We start from the raw sequence: 19,409 nt of genomic DNA, 5'->3' as shown, positions 1-19,409 counted from the left end.
TAATCACTGATGAGCCAGGTTCTGATGTGAAAGCGTGCAAAAAGGGCATCAAATGATGCCCTTTTCATGCGCATTGCGTCAAATGTTATCAGCGATTAGCCGAGAACTTTAGCAACAACGCCCGCGCCAACGGTGCGGCCGCCTTCACGGATTGCGAAACGCAGACCGTCATCCATCGCGATTGGGTGGATCAGAGTCACAACCATCTTGATGTTGTCGCCTGGCATTACCATCTCAACGCCTTCTGGCAGTTCGATGGTACCGGTCACGTCAGTTGTACGGAAGTAGAACTGTGGACGGTAGCCTTTGAAGAACGGAGTATGACGGCCGCCTTCGTCTTTGGACAGAATGTACACTTCAGATTCGAACTTGGTGTGTGGCTTGATTGAGCCTGGCTTCGCCAGTACCTGACCACGTTCGATTTCTTCACGTTTGATACCACGCAGCAGAACACCTACGTTCTCACCAGCACGGCCTTCGTCCAGCAGTTTGCGGAACATTTCAACGCCAGTACAGGTAGACTTCGCAGTCTCTTTGATACCAACGATTTCAACTTCTTCACCAACTTTAACGATACCGCGCTCTACACGACCGGTAACAACGGTACCACGACCGGAGATGGAGAATACATCTTCGATTGGCAGCAGGAATGGCTTATCAATCGCACGCTCTGGTTCTGGGATGTAAGAATCCAGGAAGCCAGCCAGTTCGATGATTTTTGCTTCCCACTCTGCTTCGCCTTCCAGCGCTTTCAGAGCTGAACCACGAACGATTGGGGTATCGTCGCCTGGGAAATCGTACTGAGACAGAAGTTCACGAACTTCCATTTCTACCAGTTCCAGCAGCTCTTCGTCATCAACCATGTCGCATTTGTTCAGGAACACGATGATGTAAGGAACGCCTACCTGACGACCCAGCAGGATGTGCTCACGAGTCTGAGGCATTGGGCCGTCAGTCGCAGCAACTACCAGGATCGCGCCGTCCATCTGCGCAGCACCGGTGATCATGTTTTTAACATAGTCGGCGTGGCCTGGGCAGTCTACGTGTGCGTAGTGGCGAGTCGGGGTGTCATATTCAACGTGGGAAGTGTTGATGGTGATACCACGAGCTTTTTCTTCTGGTGCGTTATCGATCTGGTCGAATGCACGAGCAGAACCACCGTAGGTTTTTGCCAGAACGGTAGTGATTGCAGCGGTCAGCGTTGTTTTACCATGGTCAACGTGGCCGATAGTACCGACGTTAACGTGCGGTTTTGTACGTTCAAACTTTTCTTTAGACATCGATTGTCCCTCTAAGACACGGATAAATCGGTGATATCACCACATCAACCAGGCGAAATGCCTGAACTGTTGAATACATTTAAATTGAAACAGAGAGAAACGGGAGGAGAAGTGAAGTGGTGCTGATACCCAGAGTCGAACTGGGGACCTCACCCTTACCAAGGGTGCGCTCTACCAACTGAGCCATATCAGCACGTATTGGAGCGGGCAGCGGGAATCGAACCCGCATCATCAGCTTGGAAGGCTGAGGTAATAGCCATTATACGATGCCCGCATCCTGAAACTCGGCTACCCAGTTCTTTCTGTAACAAAAAAAGAGATTTCTCTCTTTTCATGTTTGAGCTGATTAATTTTTCTAACCAGCTCCGGCGGCATTTACGCTGCCAGAAAGTGGTGGTGGGGGAAGGATTCGAACCTTCGAAGTCTGTGACGGCAGATTTACAGTCTGCTCCCTTTGGCCGCTCGGGAACCCCACCGGACTTGATGGTGCCGACTACCGGAATCGAACTGGTGACCTACTGATTACAAGTCAGTTGCTCTACCTACTGAGCTAAGTCGGCATCAAGTAGCGCGCATTCTATGGAGACATGAGCAGTCATGCAACTAAAAAATTGCATAAAACGTTCTTTCGCTCACATTTTATTCGAAAGAAGGTCTAAACGCTGTAAATTCACCCACTCGCGGTTAAAAATCCAGCATGAATACATGATTTACACCGTATATAGCGTACCGTGATGGCTCCCGCGTAAAGCAGCGCTTCCCTATATTTTTTCTTATTATTCCTGTCATCTGGTGTTAACCTCCTGCCCATTGTCCAAAATTAACTATGTGAAGAACCACGACCCGGCTGTTTTGTCGCTGGTTCACTGAAACATGCTTATGAGCAAAAAAGAGCAAACGTTAATGACGCCTTATCTTCACTTTAACCGCAGCCAGTGGGCTGCCCTGCGCGATTCCGTCCCTATGACGTTGACGGAAGGTGAGATAGCGCGGTTAAAAGGGATAAATGAAGACCTGTCGCTGGAAGAGGTGGCAGAAATCTATTTACCATTATCTCGCTTGCTTAACTTCTATATCAGTTCCAACTTACGACGCCAGGCAGTACTGGAGCAGTTTCTTGGGACGAATGGGCAGCGTATTCCTTATATCATCAGTATTGCGGGTAGCGTTGCCGTTGGTAAAAGTACCACCGCGCGCGTATTGCAGGCACTGCTGAGCCGCTGGCCGGAGCATCGCAGCGTAGAACTGATCACCACAGACGGCTTTTTGCACCCGAATGAAGTGTTAAAAGAACGCGGTCTGATGAAGAAGAAGGGCTTCCCTCTTTCTTATGATATGCACCGGCTGGTTAAATTCGTCTCCGATCTGAAATCAGGCGCACCCAATGTGACCGCACCGGTTTACTCGCACCTGATTTATGACCGTATCCCGGATGGCGACAAAACGGTGGTTCAGCCGGATATCCTGATTCTGGAAGGATTAAACGTGCTGCAAAGCGGCATGGACTATCCGCACGATCCCCACCACGTGTTTGTCTCCGACTTTGTCGATTTCTCTATTTATGTCGATGCGCCGGAAGATTTGCTGCAAAGCTGGTATATCAACCGCTTCCTGAAATTCCGCGAAGGGGCATTCACCGATCCTGACTCCTACTTCCATAACTACGCGCAACTCTCTGAAGAAGAGGCCATCAATGTGGCGACGGGGCTGTGGAATGAGATCAACTACGTGAACCTGAAAGAGAATATTCTGCCAACCCGCGAGCGCGCGAGCCTTATCCTCACCAAGAGCGAGAAGCACGCGGTCGACCAAATCCGCCTGCGGAAATAAGCATTAAGCAGACATAAAAAAACCGGCGATAAGCGCCGGTTTTTTGTTTTTGCATTACGCGTGCGGCTTTTCGCCGTTTTCATCCTGGTCGACGGCAAAGCACGCCACCAGTTGACCACCGTAGTCTTTCAGCTGCGGCTGCAACTGGGTGCAAGGGCCGAAGCGACGGCGGCAACGGGCGTTGAACGCACATCCCGGAGGCGGGTTCAGCGGGCTTGGCAGCTCACCGGTCAGCTTAATACGCTCGCGGCGGTCGTCCGGGTTCAGACGCGGAGTGGCAGACAACAGTGCCTGAGTATACGGATGACGAGGATTATTAAAGATCTGATCTTTCGTCCCCTTCTCGACACACCGCCCCAGGTACATCACCATCACTTCATCCGCAATATGCTCAACAACGGACAGGTCGTGCGAAATAAACACGTACGACAGCCCCAGTTCCTGCTGCAAGTCCATCATCAGGTTAAGCACCTGGGCACGAACGGAAACGTCAAGGGCCGACACTGGTTCATCGGCAATCACCACATCCGGATCAAGCATCAGACCACGGGCGATAGCGATACGCTGACGCTGACCGCCAGAGAACATATGCGGGTAACGGTCATAGTGCTCGGTTTTAAGCCCGACTTTCGCCATCATCGCCAGCGCTTTTTCACGGCGCTGTTCTTTGCTCAGGCTGGTATTAATCTGCAGCGGCTCTTCCAGGATCTGCCCCACTTTCTTACGCGGGTTCAGTGAACCGTAGGGGTTCTGGAACACAATCTGGATTTTTTGACGACGCAGCTTTTGCGCCTGCGGATCGTGCTTGAGCAGATCCTGGCCCTGATAGTAAAGCTCACCGCCCGTAGGTGTTTCGATCATCGTCAGCAGACGGCCCAGCGTAGATTTCCCGCAGCCGGACTCGCCCACCACCGCCAGCGTTTTACCACGCTCCAGAGTGAACGATACGCCATCAAGCGCTTTTACCAGGCGCTCAGGCGCGAACAGCCCCTTCTTCACCGGGTAGTGTTTTTTCAGGTCGATGGCCTGCAACAGCAGTTGTTGCGTGGCGGCCTGTTGCGTACTCATAGTGTTGGCCTCCCGGCATCATCGAGTGGGTAATGGCATTTCGACTGGCGACCGTCAGCAAGCCGGTTCAGTTCTGGCTCTTCTGCACGGCATTTGTCCGTCGCATACGGGCAACGTGGATTCAACAAGCAGCCCTGCGGACGGTCATATTTACCCGGAACGACACCCGGCAATGACGCCAGACGCGCTTTGTCCTGTGCAAACTCCGGAAGCGCACGCAGCAGTGCCTGAGTATACGGATGACGCGGCGCGCGGAAGATGTCGTTCGCTGCGCCCGTTTCCACAACCTGCCCGGCATACATCACAATAATTTTGTGTGCAGCTTCAGCCACCAGCGCCAGGTCGTGAGTGATCAGTACCAGCGCCATGTTCTCTTTCTGCTGTAACTCCAGCAGCAGTTCGATGATTTGCGCCTGGATGGTCACGTCCAGCGCCGTTGTCGGTTCATCGGCAATCAGCAGTTTTGGTCGACAGGCAATGGCCATCGCAATCATGACACGCTGGCTCATACCGCCGGAAAGCTGGTGCGGATAAACATCCAGACGTGAACCCGGATCGGGGATACCCACCTGGGTTAACAGGTCGATTGCCCGCTGACGACGGGTTTTTTTGTTACCACCCTGATGCACCTTAATCGCTTCCATAATCTGGAAACCCACGGTGTAGCATGGGTTAAGGCTGGTCATCGGGTCCTGGAAGATCATCGCCACTTCTGCACCTACCAGCTGGCGGCGCTGCTTTTCGGAAATGCGCTTCAGATCCTGACCGTTAAACTCCAGACTTTCGGCCATCACGCGGCCCGGATAGTCAATCAGCCCCATAATCGCCAGCGAGCTGACCGATTTACCGGAACCTGACTCCCCAACGATGCCGACCACTTCGCCCTGATTTACGCTGTAGCTGATGCGGTCCACGGCGCGAAACGGTGTGCCTTCATCGCCGAAGTGCACCGATAATTTATCTACATTTAATAACGCCATCTCGTGCCTCTTACTGCTTCAGTTTGGGATCAAGTGCATCACGCAGACCATCACCCATCAGGTTAAATGCCAGCACCGTCAGCAGAATCGCCAGACCCGGGAAGGTGACGACCCACCAGGCGCTTTGTGCGAACTGCAACACGTCGGAGAGCATAGTGCCCCACTCCGGTGTAGGCGGCTGCGCACCCATGCCAAGGAAGCCAAGAGCGGCCATATCGAGAATGGCGTTAGAGAAACCGAGCGACGCCTGAACGATCAGCGGCGCAAGGCAGTTCGGGAAAATGTTAACGAACATCTGACGCATTGAGCCGGCACCCACCACACGAGAAGCGGTAACGTAGTCGCGATGCACTTCCACCAGCACCGCCGCACGCGTTAATCGCACGTAGTGAGGCAGTGCCACGAAGGTCAGCGCAAGCGCTGCGTTACCTATCGACGGGCCGAATATCGCAACCAGAACCAGTGCCAGAAGCAGGCTCGGCAGAGCCAGCATGATGTCGACAATACGCATGATGATGTTATCGACGATGCCGCCGAAGTAACCGGCAACCAGGCCGAGCACAACACCCATGACCAGTGACAGCACCACCACCAGACAACCGACCAGCAGCGAAAGGCGCGCGCCGTACATCAGACGCGACAGCACATCACGGCCCACATCGTCAGTGCCCAACAGGTGCGTCAAGGTACCGCCATCCTGCCAGGCTGGAGGAGCAAGCAGCGTATCGCGGAACTGATCCGCAGGGTTAAACGGTGCAAGCACGTTCGCAAACACCGCAATCAGGATCATAATGGTGACATAGACCAGCCCGACGACAGCGCCTTTATTGCGCTTGAAGTAGTGCCAAAACTCCTGCAACGGGGTCATTGGAACCGGTGCAGTGACAACTTTGTTTTCAGAAACCTGTGACATGATGGCCCCTTACTTCTTATGACGAATACGCGGGTTCACCACGCCGTACAGCAAATCGACCAGCAGGTTGACGAGGATGATCATCGTCGCAACCAGCAGCACACCGCCCTGCACCACCGGATAGTCACGGCGTTGTAGCGCATCAATCAGCCAACGTCCAAGCCCCGGCCAGGAGAAGATAGTCTCGGTCAGGATCGCCCCTGCCAGCAACGTCCCCACCTGCAAACCGATAACGGTAACAACCGGCAGCATGGCGTTACGCAGCGCGTGAACGATGATGACGCGCATCCGGGTCAGGCCTTTCGCGCGGGCAGTACGGATGTAGTCCTCGCCCAGCACTTCCAGCATGGATGAGCGGGTCATACGCACGATAACGGCCAGAGGAATAGTGCCCAGCACCATTGCAGGCAGGATCATGTGGGCCACTGCATCGATAAAGTTACCCGGCTCACCCCAAATGGCCGTGTCGATCAGCATAAAGCCGGTCAACGGATTGGAGTCATCAAGGAAAACCATATCGCTGACGCGCCCGGAAACCGGCGTCAGGTTCCACTGCACCGACACCAGCATAATCAGCATCATGCCCCACCAGAAGATAGGCATGGAGTAGCCGGTCAGCGCCAGACCAACAGCAGTATGATCGAAAATAGAACCACGCTTAACGGCAGCCAGTACACCGACCGGAATACCCACCGCAGTGGCAAAAATCATGGCGCAGACACCAAGTTCCAGCGTCGCTTTAAAACGCGGCACGAACTCGTCCCACACCGGAAGACGGCTTTTCAGGGAAATACCTAAGTCACCGTGCAACACACCCCAGATATAGTTGAGGTATTGCTGCCACAGCGGCTTGTTCAGACCAAGCTCAGCCAGCAACTGTGCATGGCGCTCAGGGGAAATACCACGCTCGCCCGCCATAATCATTACCGGGTCGCCGGGGATCATATGAACGAAGGCAAAAGTGAGAAGGGTGATACCGATAAACGTGGGGATAACAAGTCGCAGACGTCGGAGGATGAACTGCAACATAACCCGGATTCTCTCTGATGACGCACGACAAACAGCGTGACGTCTGTATTGCTCACAAATCTTATTCCCTCCCCTTTCAGAGAGGGAATAAAGCACTGCTGCCGGGTGGCGCTACGCTTACCCGGCCTACATACCGTAGGCCAGTGCAAGCGCAGCGCCGCCTGGCGTTGCTTTTAATTATTCAACAGATACGTTTTCGAAGTGGTGTTTGCCCAGTGGATCAACCACGTAGCCTTTAACTTCTTTACGCACTGGCTCGTACACGGTGGAGTGAGCAACAATCAGCGCCGGAGCCTGATCGTGCATGACAACCTGAGCTTGCTTGTACAGTTCAATACGCTTGTTGTGATCGTCGGTCGCACGTGCCGGCTGAATCAGATCTTCAAACGGCTTGTAGCACCAGCGAGAGTAGTTGGAACCGTCTTTCGCAGCAGCACAGCTGAACAGGGTTGCGAAGAAGTTGTCTGGATCCCCATTGTCGCCGGTCCAGCCCATCATCACAGCCTGATGCTCGCCTGCTTTGGCGCGTTTCAGATACTCGCCCCACTCGTAGGTCACAATCTTGGCCTGAACGCCGATCTTAGCCCAGTCAGCCTGAACCATTTCAGCCATACGGCGTGCGTTCGGGTTGTAAGGACGCTGTACTGGCATCGCCCACAGCTCAACGGTGAAGCCTTTTTCATGGCCTGCTTCTTTCAGCAGCGCTTTCGCTTTCTCAGGATCGTAGGTGTAGTCTTTAACGTCGTCATTGTAGCCCCACATTGTTGGTGGGATCAGGTTCTTAGCGGCAACGCCTGCACCCTGATAAACCGCTTTGATGATCGCTTCTTTGTTCACCGCGTAAGTCAGCGCCTGACGGACTTTCACATCATCAAACGGTTTCTTCTCGGTGTTGAAGGAGAGATAGCCCACGTTCAGGCCAGCCTGCTCCAGCAGATTGATGTTTTTGTCCTGCTTCATACGTGCGATATCAGCCGGGTTCGGGTATGGCATAACCTGGCACTCGTTTTTCTGCAGTTTTGCATAACGCACAGAGGCGTCAGGTGTGATGGAGAACACCAGGCGGTCGATCTGAGGTTTAGTACCCCAGTATCCAGGGAACGCTTTATACAGAATGCGAGAATCTTTCTGGTATTGCAGCAGCTGGAATGGGCCAGTACCGATTGGATCCAGGTCCACTTTTTCCGGGGTACCCGCTTTCAGCATGTTGTCCGCATATTCTTTAGACAGAATAGATGCGAAGTCCATTGCCAGGTCAGCCAGGAATGGTGCTTCCGGGCGAGTCAGCACGAACTGTACAGTTTTGTCGTCAACTTTTTTCACTTCAGAGATCAGATCTGGCAGACCCATCCCTTCGAAGTATTCATAGCTGCCGCCAGACACTTTGTGGTACGGGTTCTGAGCGTTTTTCTGACGGTCGAAGGAGAACACAACGTCATCGGCGTTAAAGTCGCGCGTTGGTTTGAATTCTTTGCTGTCCTGCCACTTCACGCCCTGGCGTAAATGGAAGGTATAGGTTTTGCCGTCTTCGCTGACTTCCCACTTCTCGGCCAGACCCGGAATCACTTCCGTAGTCCCGGTTTTGAATTCAACCAGACGGTTATAGATAGGTACAGAGCTTGCGTCGTACGTTGTACCAGAGGTAAAGAGCTGTGGGTTAAAGCCTTCCGGCGAGCCTTCAGAACAATAAACCAGGGTTTTTGCCTGTACGCTTGCTGCGACGGTCAGAGCCACCAGGCTCAGACCAAGCTTCAGCATCCCTGACTTCTTCAAGGAAATACTCATTATTCTGCTCCAATGTGATGTTTTGCTTTGTTGTGTTACGCCGCCTGACCTTTATTTATTTTTTACCCGGTCCGGTCGGTGATGCCCGAAGGCGTTAAAGGGATGGAGAATCCTTTCAGAAGAGCCTTTGAGTTGCAGCGCAGATCCTCCCTGAAATGCCCCTCGTGCCCTACAATCTGTCAACAGAATGTGAAAACGTCAATACAGGTGACGGGGATTTACGCTGAGTGTGCGAAACCGCAAACAAAGATTAAAAAAACTTTAGGCGCCAGTTTTCAGCAGGGAAATTTATGCTACTCGCTATGTTGCAGCACAAATATCTTCATATTCTGCAACATGCAGTGATTAACTTTTATTCAGATTGGGTAAATTTTCTTGCAGAATGGTGATTATCTGAGCACTAAATACCGCGAACGTTAAAACGCACAGCGAAAAATGCTGAGGTTATCCATAAGCAACGCGAAAAAAGATCAATCTATATATAAAAAAATACAATGGATTATGTCACAAAATCGTTAACAGGCAGGTTGAAGCAAGGATAAGGGGCGTTTTGGACAATCGGGATGAATAACCCGCTAATGCAAAAAGGGCTAACCTTGCGGTTAGCCCTTTTCAGAATGTGGTCGGCGAGAGAGGATGACTCGCCACTGCGTGGCTCGCCCTTCGGGCCGTTGCTAAAGCAACGTTCTCTCGCTTCGCGAGGGTCGAACCTCCTGCCCCGGAGATTCTCATCCTCATAAACTTCAGAAGCAAAAAACCCTGCTCTAAGAGCAGGGTTTCGAATGTGGTCGGCGAGAGAGGATTCGAACCTCCGACCCACTGGTCCCAAACCAGTTGCGCTACCAAGCTGCGCTACTCGCCGAATGCGGAGCGCATCTTACTGCTGAGGTGCGCCCCCGTCAATCCCCTAAATTAAAAAAGCCATTCAACTGGCGATAAACTCGCCAGACGAGCTATTGCGCGGCTTTTGTGGTGTTATCGGGGAGTTTACACCAGTTGTTATTTTCGTTAATGCCACCGTCGGGTGAGGTATAGCCCAGGCAGCCCAAAATGGTGTCGTACAGCTCAACGTGACGACGCGGCACTTTCATTTCCGCCTCTGTTTTCAGGTGCGCAAACATCTTCGCTTTTTCCGGGTCTTCCAGATACTTATCCGACATCCACACCATCATTGGCACGCGGAACTGCTCCGGTGGCGCCATCTTGCGCGGCGTACCGTGCAGGTGCTCGAACTCATTGATCGACTCACCATGGTCAGAGGCATAGAACACAATCGCTTTCTTATCACGCACCTGGTCAATCACGGTATCAATAAAGTGGTCAACGTAGGTCACCGAGTTATCGAAGGAGTTAATCAACTGCTCTTTGGTACAGTCTTTATCCACTCCGACACACTCTGGCGTCCACTTCGCAAAGCTACGCGGATAACGCTGGGTGTAGTTAAAGTGCGAGCCTTTGGTATGCAGAATAATCATGTGCTTGCCATCAGGATTACCGTTCAGCGAGTTTTTCATCTCGTCGATCAGCAGCATGTCATCGACATTCTTGCCACGGTTACGCGGCTCTGCGCCAATCTGCTCACGGTAGGCAATGTTCTGCGCCATCGTGTTGCTGTAGAACCACATCTCGCTTTGCATCGCATAAAGATCGGACGTAAACCCAAGCTGGCGAAGCACCGAGAAAACGTTCTGTTCCTTGAGCGTACGCTGCGGGTTATCACTTGCCCCACCCTCACGCACGAACATGCAACGCAGGGAAAGCTTTGTCGCCGTATCGCAAGAGTAGCCACGATACGCAACCAGGTTTTTCTCCTGAGCCAGTTTCGGCGTGGTATCGCGGTCATAGCCGAGGAGACCCATATGATCCCAGCGGGTCGTTTCACCGATAATAAAGACGACATAGGTGTCATCGATATCTTTCGGCGCTACATAGGAGAACTTCTTCGCCGGGTTCATCAACGATTTGTTATCGGAGGATTCATCCACCTGAGCCCAGGCATACAGCCCCAGCGCAGAGATCCAGTTAGAAGGCAGATAAGAGTTCGCGACAACGCCGCCGTAGCTTGGCATATCCACGCCAGAGGTACGCTCGTCATACTTCTGTTTCACTTCCAGCAGGCGAATCGGTCCCCAGACCATCAGCCCCGCCAGCAGCACCAGCGCGACGCTACGGATACGCTGCCCCGGTGTGCGAATTTGGTGTATTAAGGTGTAGCGGCAGCGGTTGCTCCAGATAAGCAGCAACGGCAATGCACTAACCGCCAGCAGCCAGAGCACAAAGTGCAGGCCAACCACTTCTTTCGACAGGTCGATGTCCGTGGTCATGACAGAGGCAATAATGCCGTAGCCAATCACCACGTTCATAAAGGTCATGTAATAGCTGGCACCCGCCGAACACAGCACAACAAACGATGCCAGAACCCGCCACACACGCCGCCCAAACAGTGAGAGCACGCGCAGCAAACAAAACGTAGCCAGTACAGCAGCGACCAGTTCAACAACCGCTGCAATTCCTTTCCAGGCGGTAAAATCCTGCGCGTAACCGTCAAACCGACGGAAAAACACTGCGCCATTCATAAACAGGCCGATGTACAACGCCAGCAAAAAGCTCAGCTTTTGTTGCGCCATCGATTTAATGTATTTCATGCAACCTACCCGGGAAAAGGGACAGTAAAGCCGTCCGCCTTTGAACTAAATGTGAACAGATTAAATATTCGCTCAGGGAATCGTTATCAGAAACGCCTACAAGCGTGGTCAGTAGACCACAGGGAAAGGAAAAAGTGGCAGCAGAGAATGTGATCGGAACAGTTATTTACAAAAAATCAAATACGAATGTAGACATTTTCGTCTAAGTCGCGGTTTTACAGGCAATAAAAAGGCCGGAACACCGGCCTTTTTTCTTATGCATTACGCATGTGCTTCGGTAAATACTTCGCGTTGCGGCTGACGAATCGTTGTCGACAGCGCCAGCGAAATAATCAGTAATGCGAAAATGACACAGAAGGTCACATAGAACCCGCCAAACAGTGAGGCAATCAGCGAGCCACAAATGCTGCCGATACCAAACCCTAAGTAAATCACACCGTAGTTTTTCGCCAGGTTATTCAGGCCAAAGAATTCACTCACCAGTGACGGGAATACGGTGATGGTGCCGCCAAAGTTGAACGCAACACAGGCAATCGCTGCAAAGAACGTGGCTTCATTCAGTGGCGCAAAGAGCAGCGCCGCCATTCCCACCAGCGATACCACCTGACCAATGGTGATCACGCGGATACGGGCAATTTTATCGGACAGAATACCCAGCACCAGACGGCCGGACAGGTTAGCGATAGAGATAACAGTTACCGCGTTAGCGGCGGTGAGCGCATCGAGTTTCACCATCCCCTGAGCAATATCTTTCGCCACGCCAATCACATACAGACCGCTCATACAGGCCGTCAGGAACATGACGGCCAGCATCCAGTACTGTGGTTTACGCATGGATTGCACCAGGGTGAAGTCATTTTCCATCACCCCATTGACGGATTTCACTTCCTGCTGAGGCGCATCTTTCATCAGCGTAGCCCCGAACAGAATCATCACCAGCACGATGACGCCCCAAATCATGAAGGTTTTCTCAAGACCCACAGAGGCCAGCAGATGCGAATCGATAAACTTGAAGCCGAGGCTGCCCAGGCCATAAGAGCCGATAGCAAAGGCAGAAATTAACCCCTTGCGTTCCGGGAACCATTTCACACAGTTTGACAGCGTCAGCAGATAACCCGCACCGTCTGCCAGCCCCACCAACACCCCGGCGCTCAGCCACAGCATCATCAGGTTGCTGGAGTGTGCCGTCAGGAAAAAGCCTACGCCTAACAGAATGCCGGAGGTCATGGTGACACGCTTAACACCAAAACGTTCCTGCAACTTGCCCGCCACCGAGGAGGAAAGCGCCAGGCCGAGGCTCAATAAGCCAAAGGAAAACGCCACCTGGCTCACCGGCGCGCCGAGCTTATCGGAAAGTGCACTGTTAAACAGGCTCCAGGTATAGACCGAACCCAGCGCAAACTGAGTCACGATGGTGCCAAATAAGGTCAGCCAGCGAGTGCGGTTGTATGTTGATGTGTTCATGGCAGTTGTCCTGCAAGAGAAATTAAGGGAAAACGCTTAGGACAACGATAAACAAAACCTTAAAACACTTGGGGGAAAACGGCATGAAATGCAGGAGAGACGGAATGAAATGCCTGGAATCAGGAATGAATGACCTTGCCGGGGTCTGGAGCGAAAGCGTGTTAGTGCATACTATCGCTGCAACCCCGACCGTTATTGTGCCAAAGATGTTATCGCATCGTTGAAAAAAATAACAACCCTAAAATTTTGCACTCACACCCAGGGTATACAAAAAGTCTTCACCGGTTGGGGTGTTATCCGCCTGGGATAAAGAGGCATACGCCGCCATATGTGGGTTAAGCAGCACGTCGGTGCCAACGGTAAGATCTACCCAACTCCCGTACTGCAAGGGGGCAGGTGACTGAGACATGCCAAACTGCGATTTCCACTGATTCTCACCAAACTGCTGGTTATAGCTAATCTGTGCCCAGGGGCGCAGATCGCCATATTGCGTATCCACTCGCCAGCCCAGCGAGCTGACGCTTGCGTGCCAGAGTGGGTCGGTCAGTGATTGCGTTGTGGCGCTATCACCAAACTCGTTGTACATGTTGGGTGCCGAACCATCGTAACGCCATGCCACAACAGGCCCGGTGGTGATATGGTTGGTGACAGGGAAATTCCATCCCAGGCTCATAGAACCAGGGGGTTCGGACGTCGAGTCAGATGGCAGAGTCAGGGCGAGCCCAGGCACATTCTGCGACGTCTTAATACGCTCAGCGAGAATATCGTCGTAACGTGGTTGGTGATCGGCGTCCCATGTATAGCGTTCCGCCGTATTGCTTTGTGTATCTGAAACGATATATTCCTGTTGCCAGGCAAACGCGGTGTTACAGGAAAATAAACAGGCTGAGACACCTGCCAGGCCAAAAAAAGCACGGCAGCCACTGATTTTTTTTATCATCATCAAAGCGACTCCAGAAAGAGCCGAATTCGGCGATATTTATCATTGTTTAAGAAGAGGTATTAGGGCGAAGCCCTGTATTAACTATTGTCTCTTTAGCAGACACGTCAAGCCTGAAAGATTGAAATTTTTGCGATTTCAGTATCAATAAGGGAGATAACCTATGCAACGTTGCGGCTGGGTAAGCCAGGATCAGCTCTATATCGACTATCACGATCAGGAATGGGGTGTGCCGGAAAAAGACGGCAAAAAACTCTTTGAGATGATCTGTCTGGAAGGCCAGCAAGCCGGTCTATCCTGGATAACCGTTCTGAAGAAACGTGAGAACTACCGCGCAGCCTTCCATCAGTTTGATCCCGTAAAGGTCGCCGCCATGACCGACGAGGATGTAGAAAGGCTGGTTCTGGACGCCGGAATTATCCGTCATCGCGGCAAAATACAGGCCATCATCGGTAACGCGCGGGCCTACCTGGCCATGGCGCAAAACGGCGAGCCGTTCTCAGATTTTGTCTGGTCATTTGTGGATAACACCCCAAAAGTGACGCTGGCCGCAACGCTTGCGGAGATCCCCACTTCAACCGCCGCTTCAGATGCACTGTCTAAGGCACTGAAGAAAAGAGGGTTTAAATTTGTGGGCACCACTATCTGTTATTCCTTTATGCAGGCCTGTGGGCTGGTGAACGACCATATTACAGGCTGCATCTGTCACCCTGGGGGCGTTGATGATCCGCAAATGGCAAAGTGAGAATGCAGATCCGTTACTGAGCTTATGGCTTGAAAGCACCACCGAGGCACATCCGTTTATCGATCCGGGTTACTGGAAAGAGAATGAAATTCTGGTGCGTGACGTCTATCTCCCGTCGGCAGAAACCTGGGTCTGGGAAGAAAACGGGCACCCGTGCGGATTCATTAGCGTGATGCAGACGCAGTTTGTCGGCGCGCTGTTTGTCGCCCCGGCGTTCATCGGGAAAGGCATCGGGCGCGCGCTGCTGAACTATGTTCAGCAGCGCTACCCGCATCTAAGCCTGGAGGTGTATCAAAAAAACGTCCGGGCGGTGAATTTCTACCATTCCCAGGGCTTTCGCATTGAAGACAGCGCCTGGCAGGATGACACTCAACACCCGACGTGGATCATGAGCTGGCAGGCGGATCAAACGCCGTTAGTGTAAGTTCGGGCCCCTGATATTTCTCGACCCATGCCAGCGCCGTGTTTCCGGCGCACCCATTCCCCAGCTTTGAGCTGGGGAGATCTTTGGTCAGCACGTTGACGGCCCCGTTTTTACAGATACCGCCTTCGGTCAGATCAAGGTCTGGCCAGGCTCCCTGGTGAATACAGATAACACCAGGTCTGATCCCGTCACTTACCACGGCACCCGCCAGCACTTGCCCGCGCTGATTCCAGACACGCACCACATCGCCATCCGCAATCCCGCGGGCCTGCGCATCATCTTTATGCAAGGTGATCGGCTCGCGTCCTGCTACAGCATACTGTTCACGCAGCGAGGTATAGTTAAGCTGGCTGTGTAAGCGGTGTGCCGGGTGAGCAGACAGTATCTGAAGCTGCTGCGGCTGCGCATTTCCGTGCCATTCGTCTGGCTCAAGCCATGCAGGATGCGGCGGGCAGTCGGCGTAATTAAAGCTGGCGATCCGCTGGCTGTAGATTTCAATTTTCCCGCTTTCGGTCTTAAGCGGATGATTTTGCGGATCACGACGGAAATCGGCAAAACGGACAAATTGCGCGTTCTGCTCGCTCTCCGGCATTTCGAAAATGTCATTTGCTTCCCAGAAACGGGCAAACGGTGGCAATGTGACACCCTGCGCAGCACCACGTTGACTGGCTATCTGGTAGAACGTTTCCAGCCATTCCAGATCGGTTTTACCCTCAGTGAATCGCTCGCGCCCCCCCTCTTCCCAGAGTTCACTCAGGTCGGCAAAGACATCCAGGTCGTCGCGCGCTTCATCACGCGGCGCCACAACACGCATCATCGGCACCATATGCTGATTGCTGTAATCGCCGGTCATGGTGAGGTCGTTACGTTCAAACGAGGTCGTGGCAGGCAGAACGATATCTGCGTGCCTGGCGGCAGCAGTCCAGAAGCATTCTGAAATCACCACCAGTTCCGGTTTCTGCCAGGCGCGGATAAGACGGTTGGTATCCTGATGATGGGTAAAGTTCGCACCACCCGCCCACCAGACAAAGCGAATATCCGGGAAGTGCCGGTCCATGCCGTTGTGCTGATAAAACCCGCCAGGGTTTTCCAGCGCCTCGACAATGCGCGCCACCGGGATTTTATCCACGGCATCTGTGCCGTTGTGAACGGTACCCTGCATGGACGCCAGCACAGCAGCTTTACGCGTGGGATTTCCGCCGTTCGCAAAGTGATAAGAGAGCCCAAAACCGCCACCCGGCGTACCAATCTGGCCAAGCATTGCGGCGAGTGTCACCAGCATCCAGTGTTTTTGCTCACCGTATTGCTGGCGCTGCATCCCCCAGCCGGACATCAGCATGGTAGTATTTTCGTGGAACAACACCGCAAGCTCGCGGATTTTTTCTGAATTTACACCGCAGATATCTGCCGCCCATTCAGCCGTTTTGGCGATCCCGTCGGTTTTGCCCGTCAGGTAGTCTGCGAATTTGTCGTAACCGGTGGTACAACGCGCCAGAAACGCCTCATCCTGCCAGCCGTTTTCCACCAGCGTGTGCGCAATACCCAGCATCATCGCCACATCGGTTCCCATGTGCGGGGCAATCCATTCGGCACTGTCGCCCAGGAAATCCATGGTTTCAGAGCGCATCGGATCGATGCAAATAATGCGCTTACCGCTTTTACGCAGCGCATCAAAGTAGGGAATGCCCTGCTCGTCAGTGGCATTCCACGCAATCTTTAGTGTATTGAGCGGGTTAGCGCTCCACAGCACCACCACATCGGTGTGCTCCAGCACCAGCGGCCAGCTGGTCTGCTGCTGGTAAACTTCATTCCCGCCCACCACGTACGGCATGATGGCCTGCGCCGCACCGGTCGAATAATCGCCCAGATGCCCGGTATAGCCCCCGGCCAGGCTCATATAACGCTGGAGAAGTGTAGCGGCTTTGTGCAGTACCCCGTTCGAACGCCAGCCATAAGAGCCTGCAAAAATGGACGATGGACCATAGCTCTCAAGGATACGTTTATGCTGCGCATGAATCAGTGCAAGCGCGTCATCCCAGCTCACACGCACAAACTCATCCTGCCCACGGATACCTTGCGGTTTATCCGGTGACATCAAAAACCCTTTGCGGACCATCGGCCAGCGCACGCGGGTTTTACTGTGTACCTGATCGCGAACGACCGTCTGAAGCGAGTTCGGATGTTGCGAAGGCAGTGCCCCGCGGGATGACAAGACGTTTTCGCCATCGGTTTCGACCAGCATCGGGCCCCAGTGGGCGGCGGTCAGAATCGTTTTTGTTGAGGTGCTCAAGCGTGCGCTCCTGGTTGCGTGCAGGTTTTACGGCCTTCTTATTGAGGCTGTTTATGGTTTGACACAAATTTCAGAGTAATACCCGGAATTTTCTCCGTATCTGGACGTCATAATCAACCGCCACGCTCGTCGTGGCAAAGAATAAAAAGGATTAAGGAAATAAGATGAAAAAACGCGTACTCGTAATTGCTGCTCTGGTGAGCGGCGCAATGGCTGTTTCAGGCTGCACAACAAACCCTTATACCGGTGAAAGCGAAGCAGGAAAAGCGGGCATCGGCGCAGGTCTCGGTTCGCTGGTAGGTGCGGGCATTGGCGCACTCTCCTCATCCAAGAAAGATCGCGGCAAAGGTGCGCTGATTGGCGCAGCGGCCGGTGCAGCGCTGGGTGGCGGCGCGGGTTATTACATGGATGTGCAGGAATCAAAACTGCGCGAAAAAATGAAGGGAACCGGCGTGAGCGTGACGCGTAATGGCGATAACATCATCCTGAACATGCCAAACAACGTGACCTTTGACTCCAACAGCTCCACGTTAAAACCAGCAGGTGCAAACACCCTGACCGGCGTAGCGATGGTACTGAAAGAGTACAACAAGACAGCGGTTAACGTGTTCGGCTTCACCGACAACACGGGTAGCCTGGATCTCAACACCCGCTTGTCACAGCAGCGTGCCGATGCCGTTTCCAGCTCGCTGATTACCCAGGGCGTTGAAGCTAACCGTATCAGCAGCAAAGGTATGGGCCCTGCCAATCCTATCGCCAGCAACAGCACCACTGAAGGCAAAGCGCAGAACCGTCGCGTAGAGATCACCCTGAGTCCTGTGCAGTAATCATTGCGCCGGGTGGCGGCTTCGCCTTACCCAGCCTACGTTCGACATGTAGGCCCGGTAAGCGCAGCGCCACCGGGCAAATCACTTGATTCGTCAGATTTTCCCGCTAAGGTGTTCTCACTCAATTCAGGGAAAACAGCGATGAGCAAATCAGCACGGGCCACCATCAGCGACGTAGCAAAAGCCGCCAAAACCGGTAAAACCAGTATTTCACGCTATCTCAACGGCGAGAAACATCTGCTGTCTGATGCCCTGCTGGCCCGTATTGAGCAAGCCATTGCCGATCTGGATTATCGCCCAAGCCTGATGGCTCGCGGCCTGAAGCATGGCCGTACTCGTCTTATCGGGCTTATCATCGCCGACATCACCAACCCCTACTCCGTGAATGTGTTAAGCGGTATTGAAGCGGCCTGCCGTGAAAAAGGGTTTACCCCGCTGGTGTGTAACACCAATAACGAAGTCGACCAGGAGCTGCATTACCTCGATCTGCTGCGCAGTTACCAGGTGGAGGGAATTGTGGTGAATGCCGTGGGAATGCGTGAAGAAGGCCTCAATCGCCTGCAACAATCCTCCCTGCCAATGGTACTTATCGACAGAAAAATCCCGGAATTCGCCTGTGATGTCGTCGGCCTGGATAACACTCAGGCAGCCACCACAGCTACCGAGCATCTGGTCGAACAGGGCTTCGAGGCCATTCTGTTTCTGAGCGAACCGCTGGGCACAGTCAACACCCGCCGCGATCGGCTGGCGGCATTCCGCGCGACCCTGGCACGCTATCCCGGCGTGATTGCCGAGAATGCCGAAACACCGTTGCACGAAGCCGAACAGATCGACAACATCCTGCGCCAGTTCCACACCCGCCATCGCGGGATGCGAAAAGCCGTGATTTCCGCCAACGGCGCGCTAACGCTACAGGTTGCCCGCTCGCTCAAACGTATCGGCCTGCACTGGGGCAGCGATATTGGCCTGCTGGGGTTCGATGAGCTGGAGTGGGCTGAGCTGGCTGGCGTGGGCATTACCACACTCAAACAGCCCACGTGGCAAATCGGTTATGCCGCGGTTGAGCAGGTTGTCCGCCGTATTGAAGGCATTAGCGATGCCATTCACGAGCAGGTCTTCTCTGGCGAGCTGATTATTAGGGGCTCTACCGCCCGTTAATTTCCCCTTCGTGATGCCGATCATAAATTCA

The 19,409-nt window shown here is 53.2% G+C and carries 15 protein-coding genes, 5 tRNA genes and 1 other RNA gene; 5 read left to right on the top strand and 16 right to left on the bottom strand.

Annotated elements, in window-relative coordinates:
• Positions 1-95: 95 nt before the first annotated feature.
• From tuf to HV107_RS11185, 5 genes are all read right to left on the bottom strand, one after another.
• On the bottom strand, positions 96-1,280 hold the full coding sequence (tuf, locus tag HV107_RS11205) for an elongation factor Tu (protein ID WP_182063247.1): 1,185 nt from the start codon (positions 1,278-1,280) through the stop codon (positions 96-98).
• 117 nt (positions 1,281-1,397) lie between these two features.
• Positions 1,398-1,473: transfer RNA gene (locus tag HV107_RS11200), tRNA-Thr, on the bottom strand.
• 6 nt (positions 1,474-1,479) lie between these two features.
• Positions 1,480-1,554: transfer RNA gene (locus HV107_RS11195), tRNA-Gly, on the bottom strand.
• A gap of 117 nt (positions 1,555-1,671) precedes the next feature.
• A tRNA-Tyr gene (locus HV107_RS11190) sits at positions 1,672-1,756 on the bottom strand.
• Positions 1,757-1,764: 8 nt separating this feature from the next.
• A tRNA-Thr gene (locus tag HV107_RS11185) sits at positions 1,765-1,840 on the bottom strand.
• Between the two features lie 319 nt (positions 1,841-2,159).
• On the opposite strand from HV107_RS11185, the gene coaA reads away from it, so the two are divergent.
• Positions 2,160-3,110: a type I pantothenate kinase gene (coaA, locus tag HV107_RS11180; RefSeq protein WP_220458428.1), complete on the top strand. Its 951-nt coding sequence runs from the start codon at positions 2,160-2,162 to the stop codon at positions 3,108-3,110.
• Positions 3,111-3,164: 54 nt separating this feature from the next.
• Here the strand turns inward: coaA and dppF are convergent, their stop codons facing one another.
• From dppF to HV107_RS11130, 10 genes are all read right to left on the bottom strand, one after another.
• A complete protein-coding gene (gene dppF, locus HV107_RS11175; RefSeq protein WP_182063245.1) occupies positions 3,165-4,178 on the bottom strand; it encodes a dipeptide ABC transporter ATP-binding subunit DppF in 1,014 nt (337 codons plus the stop codon).
• The gene (dppD, locus tag HV107_RS11170) at positions 4,175-5,158 is read right to left on the bottom strand and encodes a dipeptide ABC transporter ATP-binding protein (RefSeq protein ID WP_182063244.1); all 984 of its coding nucleotides are present in this window, start codon (positions 5,156-5,158) and stop codon (positions 4,175-4,177) included. The genes dppF and dppD overlap by 4 nt, the downstream gene beginning before the upstream one ends.
• Before the next feature lie 10 nt (positions 5,159-5,168).
• Complete coding sequence (gene dppC, locus HV107_RS11165) at positions 5,169-6,071, bottom strand: dipeptide ABC transporter permease DppC (RefSeq protein WP_182063243.1); 903 nt, start codon at positions 6,069-6,071, stop codon at positions 5,169-5,171.
• Positions 6,072-6,080: 9 nt separating this feature from the next.
• A complete protein-coding gene (dppB, locus tag HV107_RS11160) occupies positions 6,081-7,100 on the bottom strand; it encodes a dipeptide ABC transporter permease DppB (protein WP_182063242.1) in 1,020 nt (339 codons plus the stop codon).
• A gap of 177 nt (positions 7,101-7,277) precedes the next feature.
• The gene (dppA, locus tag HV107_RS11155; protein WP_182063241.1) at positions 7,278-8,885 is read right to left on the bottom strand and encodes a dipeptide ABC transporter periplasmic-binding protein DppA; all 1,608 of its coding nucleotides are present in this window, start codon (positions 8,883-8,885) and stop codon (positions 7,278-7,280) included.
• 620 nt (positions 8,886-9,505) lie between these two features.
• Positions 9,506-9,637, bottom strand: a non-coding RNA gene (locus tag HV107_RS11150) — RtT sRNA.
• Positions 9,638-9,670: 33 nt separating this feature from the next.
• A tRNA-Pro gene (locus HV107_RS11145) sits at positions 9,671-9,747 on the bottom strand.
• A gap of 91 nt (positions 9,748-9,838) precedes the next feature.
• Complete coding sequence (gene eptB / locus HV107_RS11140; RefSeq protein ID WP_182063240.1) at positions 9,839-11,530, bottom strand: kdo(2)-lipid A phosphoethanolamine 7''-transferase; 1,692 nt, start codon at positions 11,528-11,530, stop codon at positions 9,839-9,841.
• 261 nt (positions 11,531-11,791) lie between these two features.
• A complete protein-coding gene (locus HV107_RS11135; RefSeq protein ID WP_182063239.1) occupies positions 11,792-12,994 on the bottom strand; it encodes an MFS transporter in 1,203 nt (400 codons plus the stop codon).
• A gap of 238 nt (positions 12,995-13,232) precedes the next feature.
• Positions 13,233-13,937 carry an autotransporter domain-containing protein gene (locus HV107_RS11130; protein WP_182063238.1) on the bottom strand — a complete coding sequence of 235 codons (705 nt, stop codon included), beginning with the start codon at positions 13,935-13,937 and terminating at the stop codon, positions 13,233-13,235.
• 160 nt (positions 13,938-14,097) lie between these two features.
• Between HV107_RS11130 and tag the strand changes: the two genes are divergently transcribed.
• Together tag and HV107_RS11120 are read left to right on the top strand one after the other, a co-directional pair.
• Positions 14,098-14,679: a DNA-3-methyladenine glycosylase I gene (gene tag, locus HV107_RS11125; protein ID WP_182063237.1), complete on the top strand. Its 582-nt coding sequence runs from the start codon at positions 14,098-14,100 to the stop codon at positions 14,677-14,679.
• A complete protein-coding gene (locus HV107_RS11120) occupies positions 14,657-15,103 on the top strand; it encodes an N-acetyltransferase (protein WP_182063236.1) in 447 nt (148 codons plus the stop codon). The genes tag and HV107_RS11120 overlap by 23 nt, the downstream gene beginning before the upstream one ends.
• Here the strand turns inward: HV107_RS11120 and HV107_RS11115 are convergent.
• Positions 15,066-17,345 carry a molybdopterin guanine dinucleotide-containing S/N-oxide reductase gene (locus HV107_RS11115; RefSeq protein ID WP_259349704.1) on the bottom strand — a complete coding sequence of 760 codons (2,280 nt, stop codon included), beginning with the start codon at positions 17,343-17,345 and terminating at the stop codon, positions 15,066-15,068. The two genes, HV107_RS11120 and HV107_RS11115, sit on opposite strands and share 38 nt — an antisense overlap.
• Positions 17,346-17,557: 212 nt before the next feature.
• On the opposite strand from HV107_RS11115, the gene HV107_RS11110 reads away from it, so the two are divergent.
• Entirely contained in the window at positions 17,558-18,220 is a 663-nt protein-coding gene (locus tag HV107_RS11110; protein ID WP_182063234.1) for an OmpA family lipoprotein, read from the top strand.
• A 141-nt stretch (positions 18,221-18,361) separates the two neighbouring features.
• Complete coding sequence (locus tag HV107_RS11105) at positions 18,362-19,378, top strand: LacI family DNA-binding transcriptional regulator (protein ID WP_182063233.1); 1,017 nt, start codon at positions 18,362-18,364, stop codon at positions 19,376-19,378.
• The last annotated feature ends 31 nt before the right edge of the window (positions 19,379-19,409 follow it).

The sequence above is a fragment of the Enterobacter sp. RHBSTW-00175 genome (assembly GCF_013927005.1).
Taxonomy (GTDB): Bacteria; Pseudomonadota; Gammaproteobacteria; order Enterobacterales; family Enterobacteriaceae; genus Enterobacter.
This window is presented reverse-complemented; position numbering and strand designations above follow the sequence as displayed.

What these genes read in the sequence shown, in the direction of transcription:
- tuf (WP_182063247.1), bottom strand. Translation starts at nt 1,280, where the DNA reads ATGTCTAAAGAAAAGTTTGAACGTACAAAACCGCACGTTAACGTCGGT.
- coaA (WP_220458428.1), top strand. Translation starts at nt 2,160, where the DNA reads ATGAGCAAAAAAGAGCAAACGTTAATGACGCCTTATCTTCACTTTAAC.
- dppF (WP_182063245.1), bottom strand. Translation starts at nt 4,178, where the DNA reads ATGAGTACGCAACAGGCCGCCACGCAACAACTGCTGTTGCAGGCCATC.
- dppD (WP_182063244.1), bottom strand. Translation starts at nt 5,158, where the DNA reads ATGGCGTTATTAAATGTAGATAAATTATCGGTGCACTTCGGCGATGAA.
- dppC (WP_182063243.1), bottom strand. Translation starts at nt 6,071, where the DNA reads ATGTCACAGGTTTCTGAAAACAAAGTTGTCACTGCACCGGTTCCAATG.
- dppB (WP_182063242.1), bottom strand. Translation starts at nt 7,100, where the DNA reads ATGTTGCAGTTCATCCTCCGACGTCTGCGACTTGTTATCCCCACGTTT.
- dppA (WP_182063241.1), bottom strand. Translation starts at nt 8,885, where the DNA reads ATGAGTATTTCCTTGAAGAAGTCAGGGATGCTGAAGCTTGGTCTGAGC.
- eptB (WP_182063240.1), bottom strand. Translation starts at nt 11,530, where the DNA reads ATGAAATACATTAAATCGATGGCGCAACAAAAGCTGAGCTTTTTGCTG.
- HV107_RS11135 (WP_182063239.1), bottom strand. Translation starts at nt 12,994, where the DNA reads ATGAACACATCAACATACAACCGCACTCGCTGGCTGACCTTATTTGGC.
- HV107_RS11130 (WP_182063238.1), bottom strand. Translation starts at nt 13,937, where the DNA reads ATGATGATAAAAAAAATCAGTGGCTGCCGTGCTTTTTTTGGCCTGGCA.
- tag (WP_182063237.1), top strand. Translation starts at nt 14,098, where the DNA reads ATGCAACGTTGCGGCTGGGTAAGCCAGGATCAGCTCTATATCGACTAT.
- HV107_RS11120 (WP_182063236.1), top strand. Translation starts at nt 14,657, where the DNA reads ATGATCCGCAAATGGCAAAGTGAGAATGCAGATCCGTTACTGAGCTTA.
- HV107_RS11115 (WP_259349704.1), bottom strand. Translation starts at nt 17,345, where the DNA reads ATGCTGGTCGAAACCGATGGCGAAAACGTCTTGTCATCCCGCGGGGCA.
- HV107_RS11110 (WP_182063234.1), top strand. Translation starts at nt 17,558, where the DNA reads ATGAAAAAACGCGTACTCGTAATTGCTGCTCTGGTGAGCGGCGCAATG.
- HV107_RS11105 (WP_182063233.1), top strand. Translation starts at nt 18,362, where the DNA reads ATGAGCAAATCAGCACGGGCCACCATCAGCGACGTAGCAAAAGCCGCC.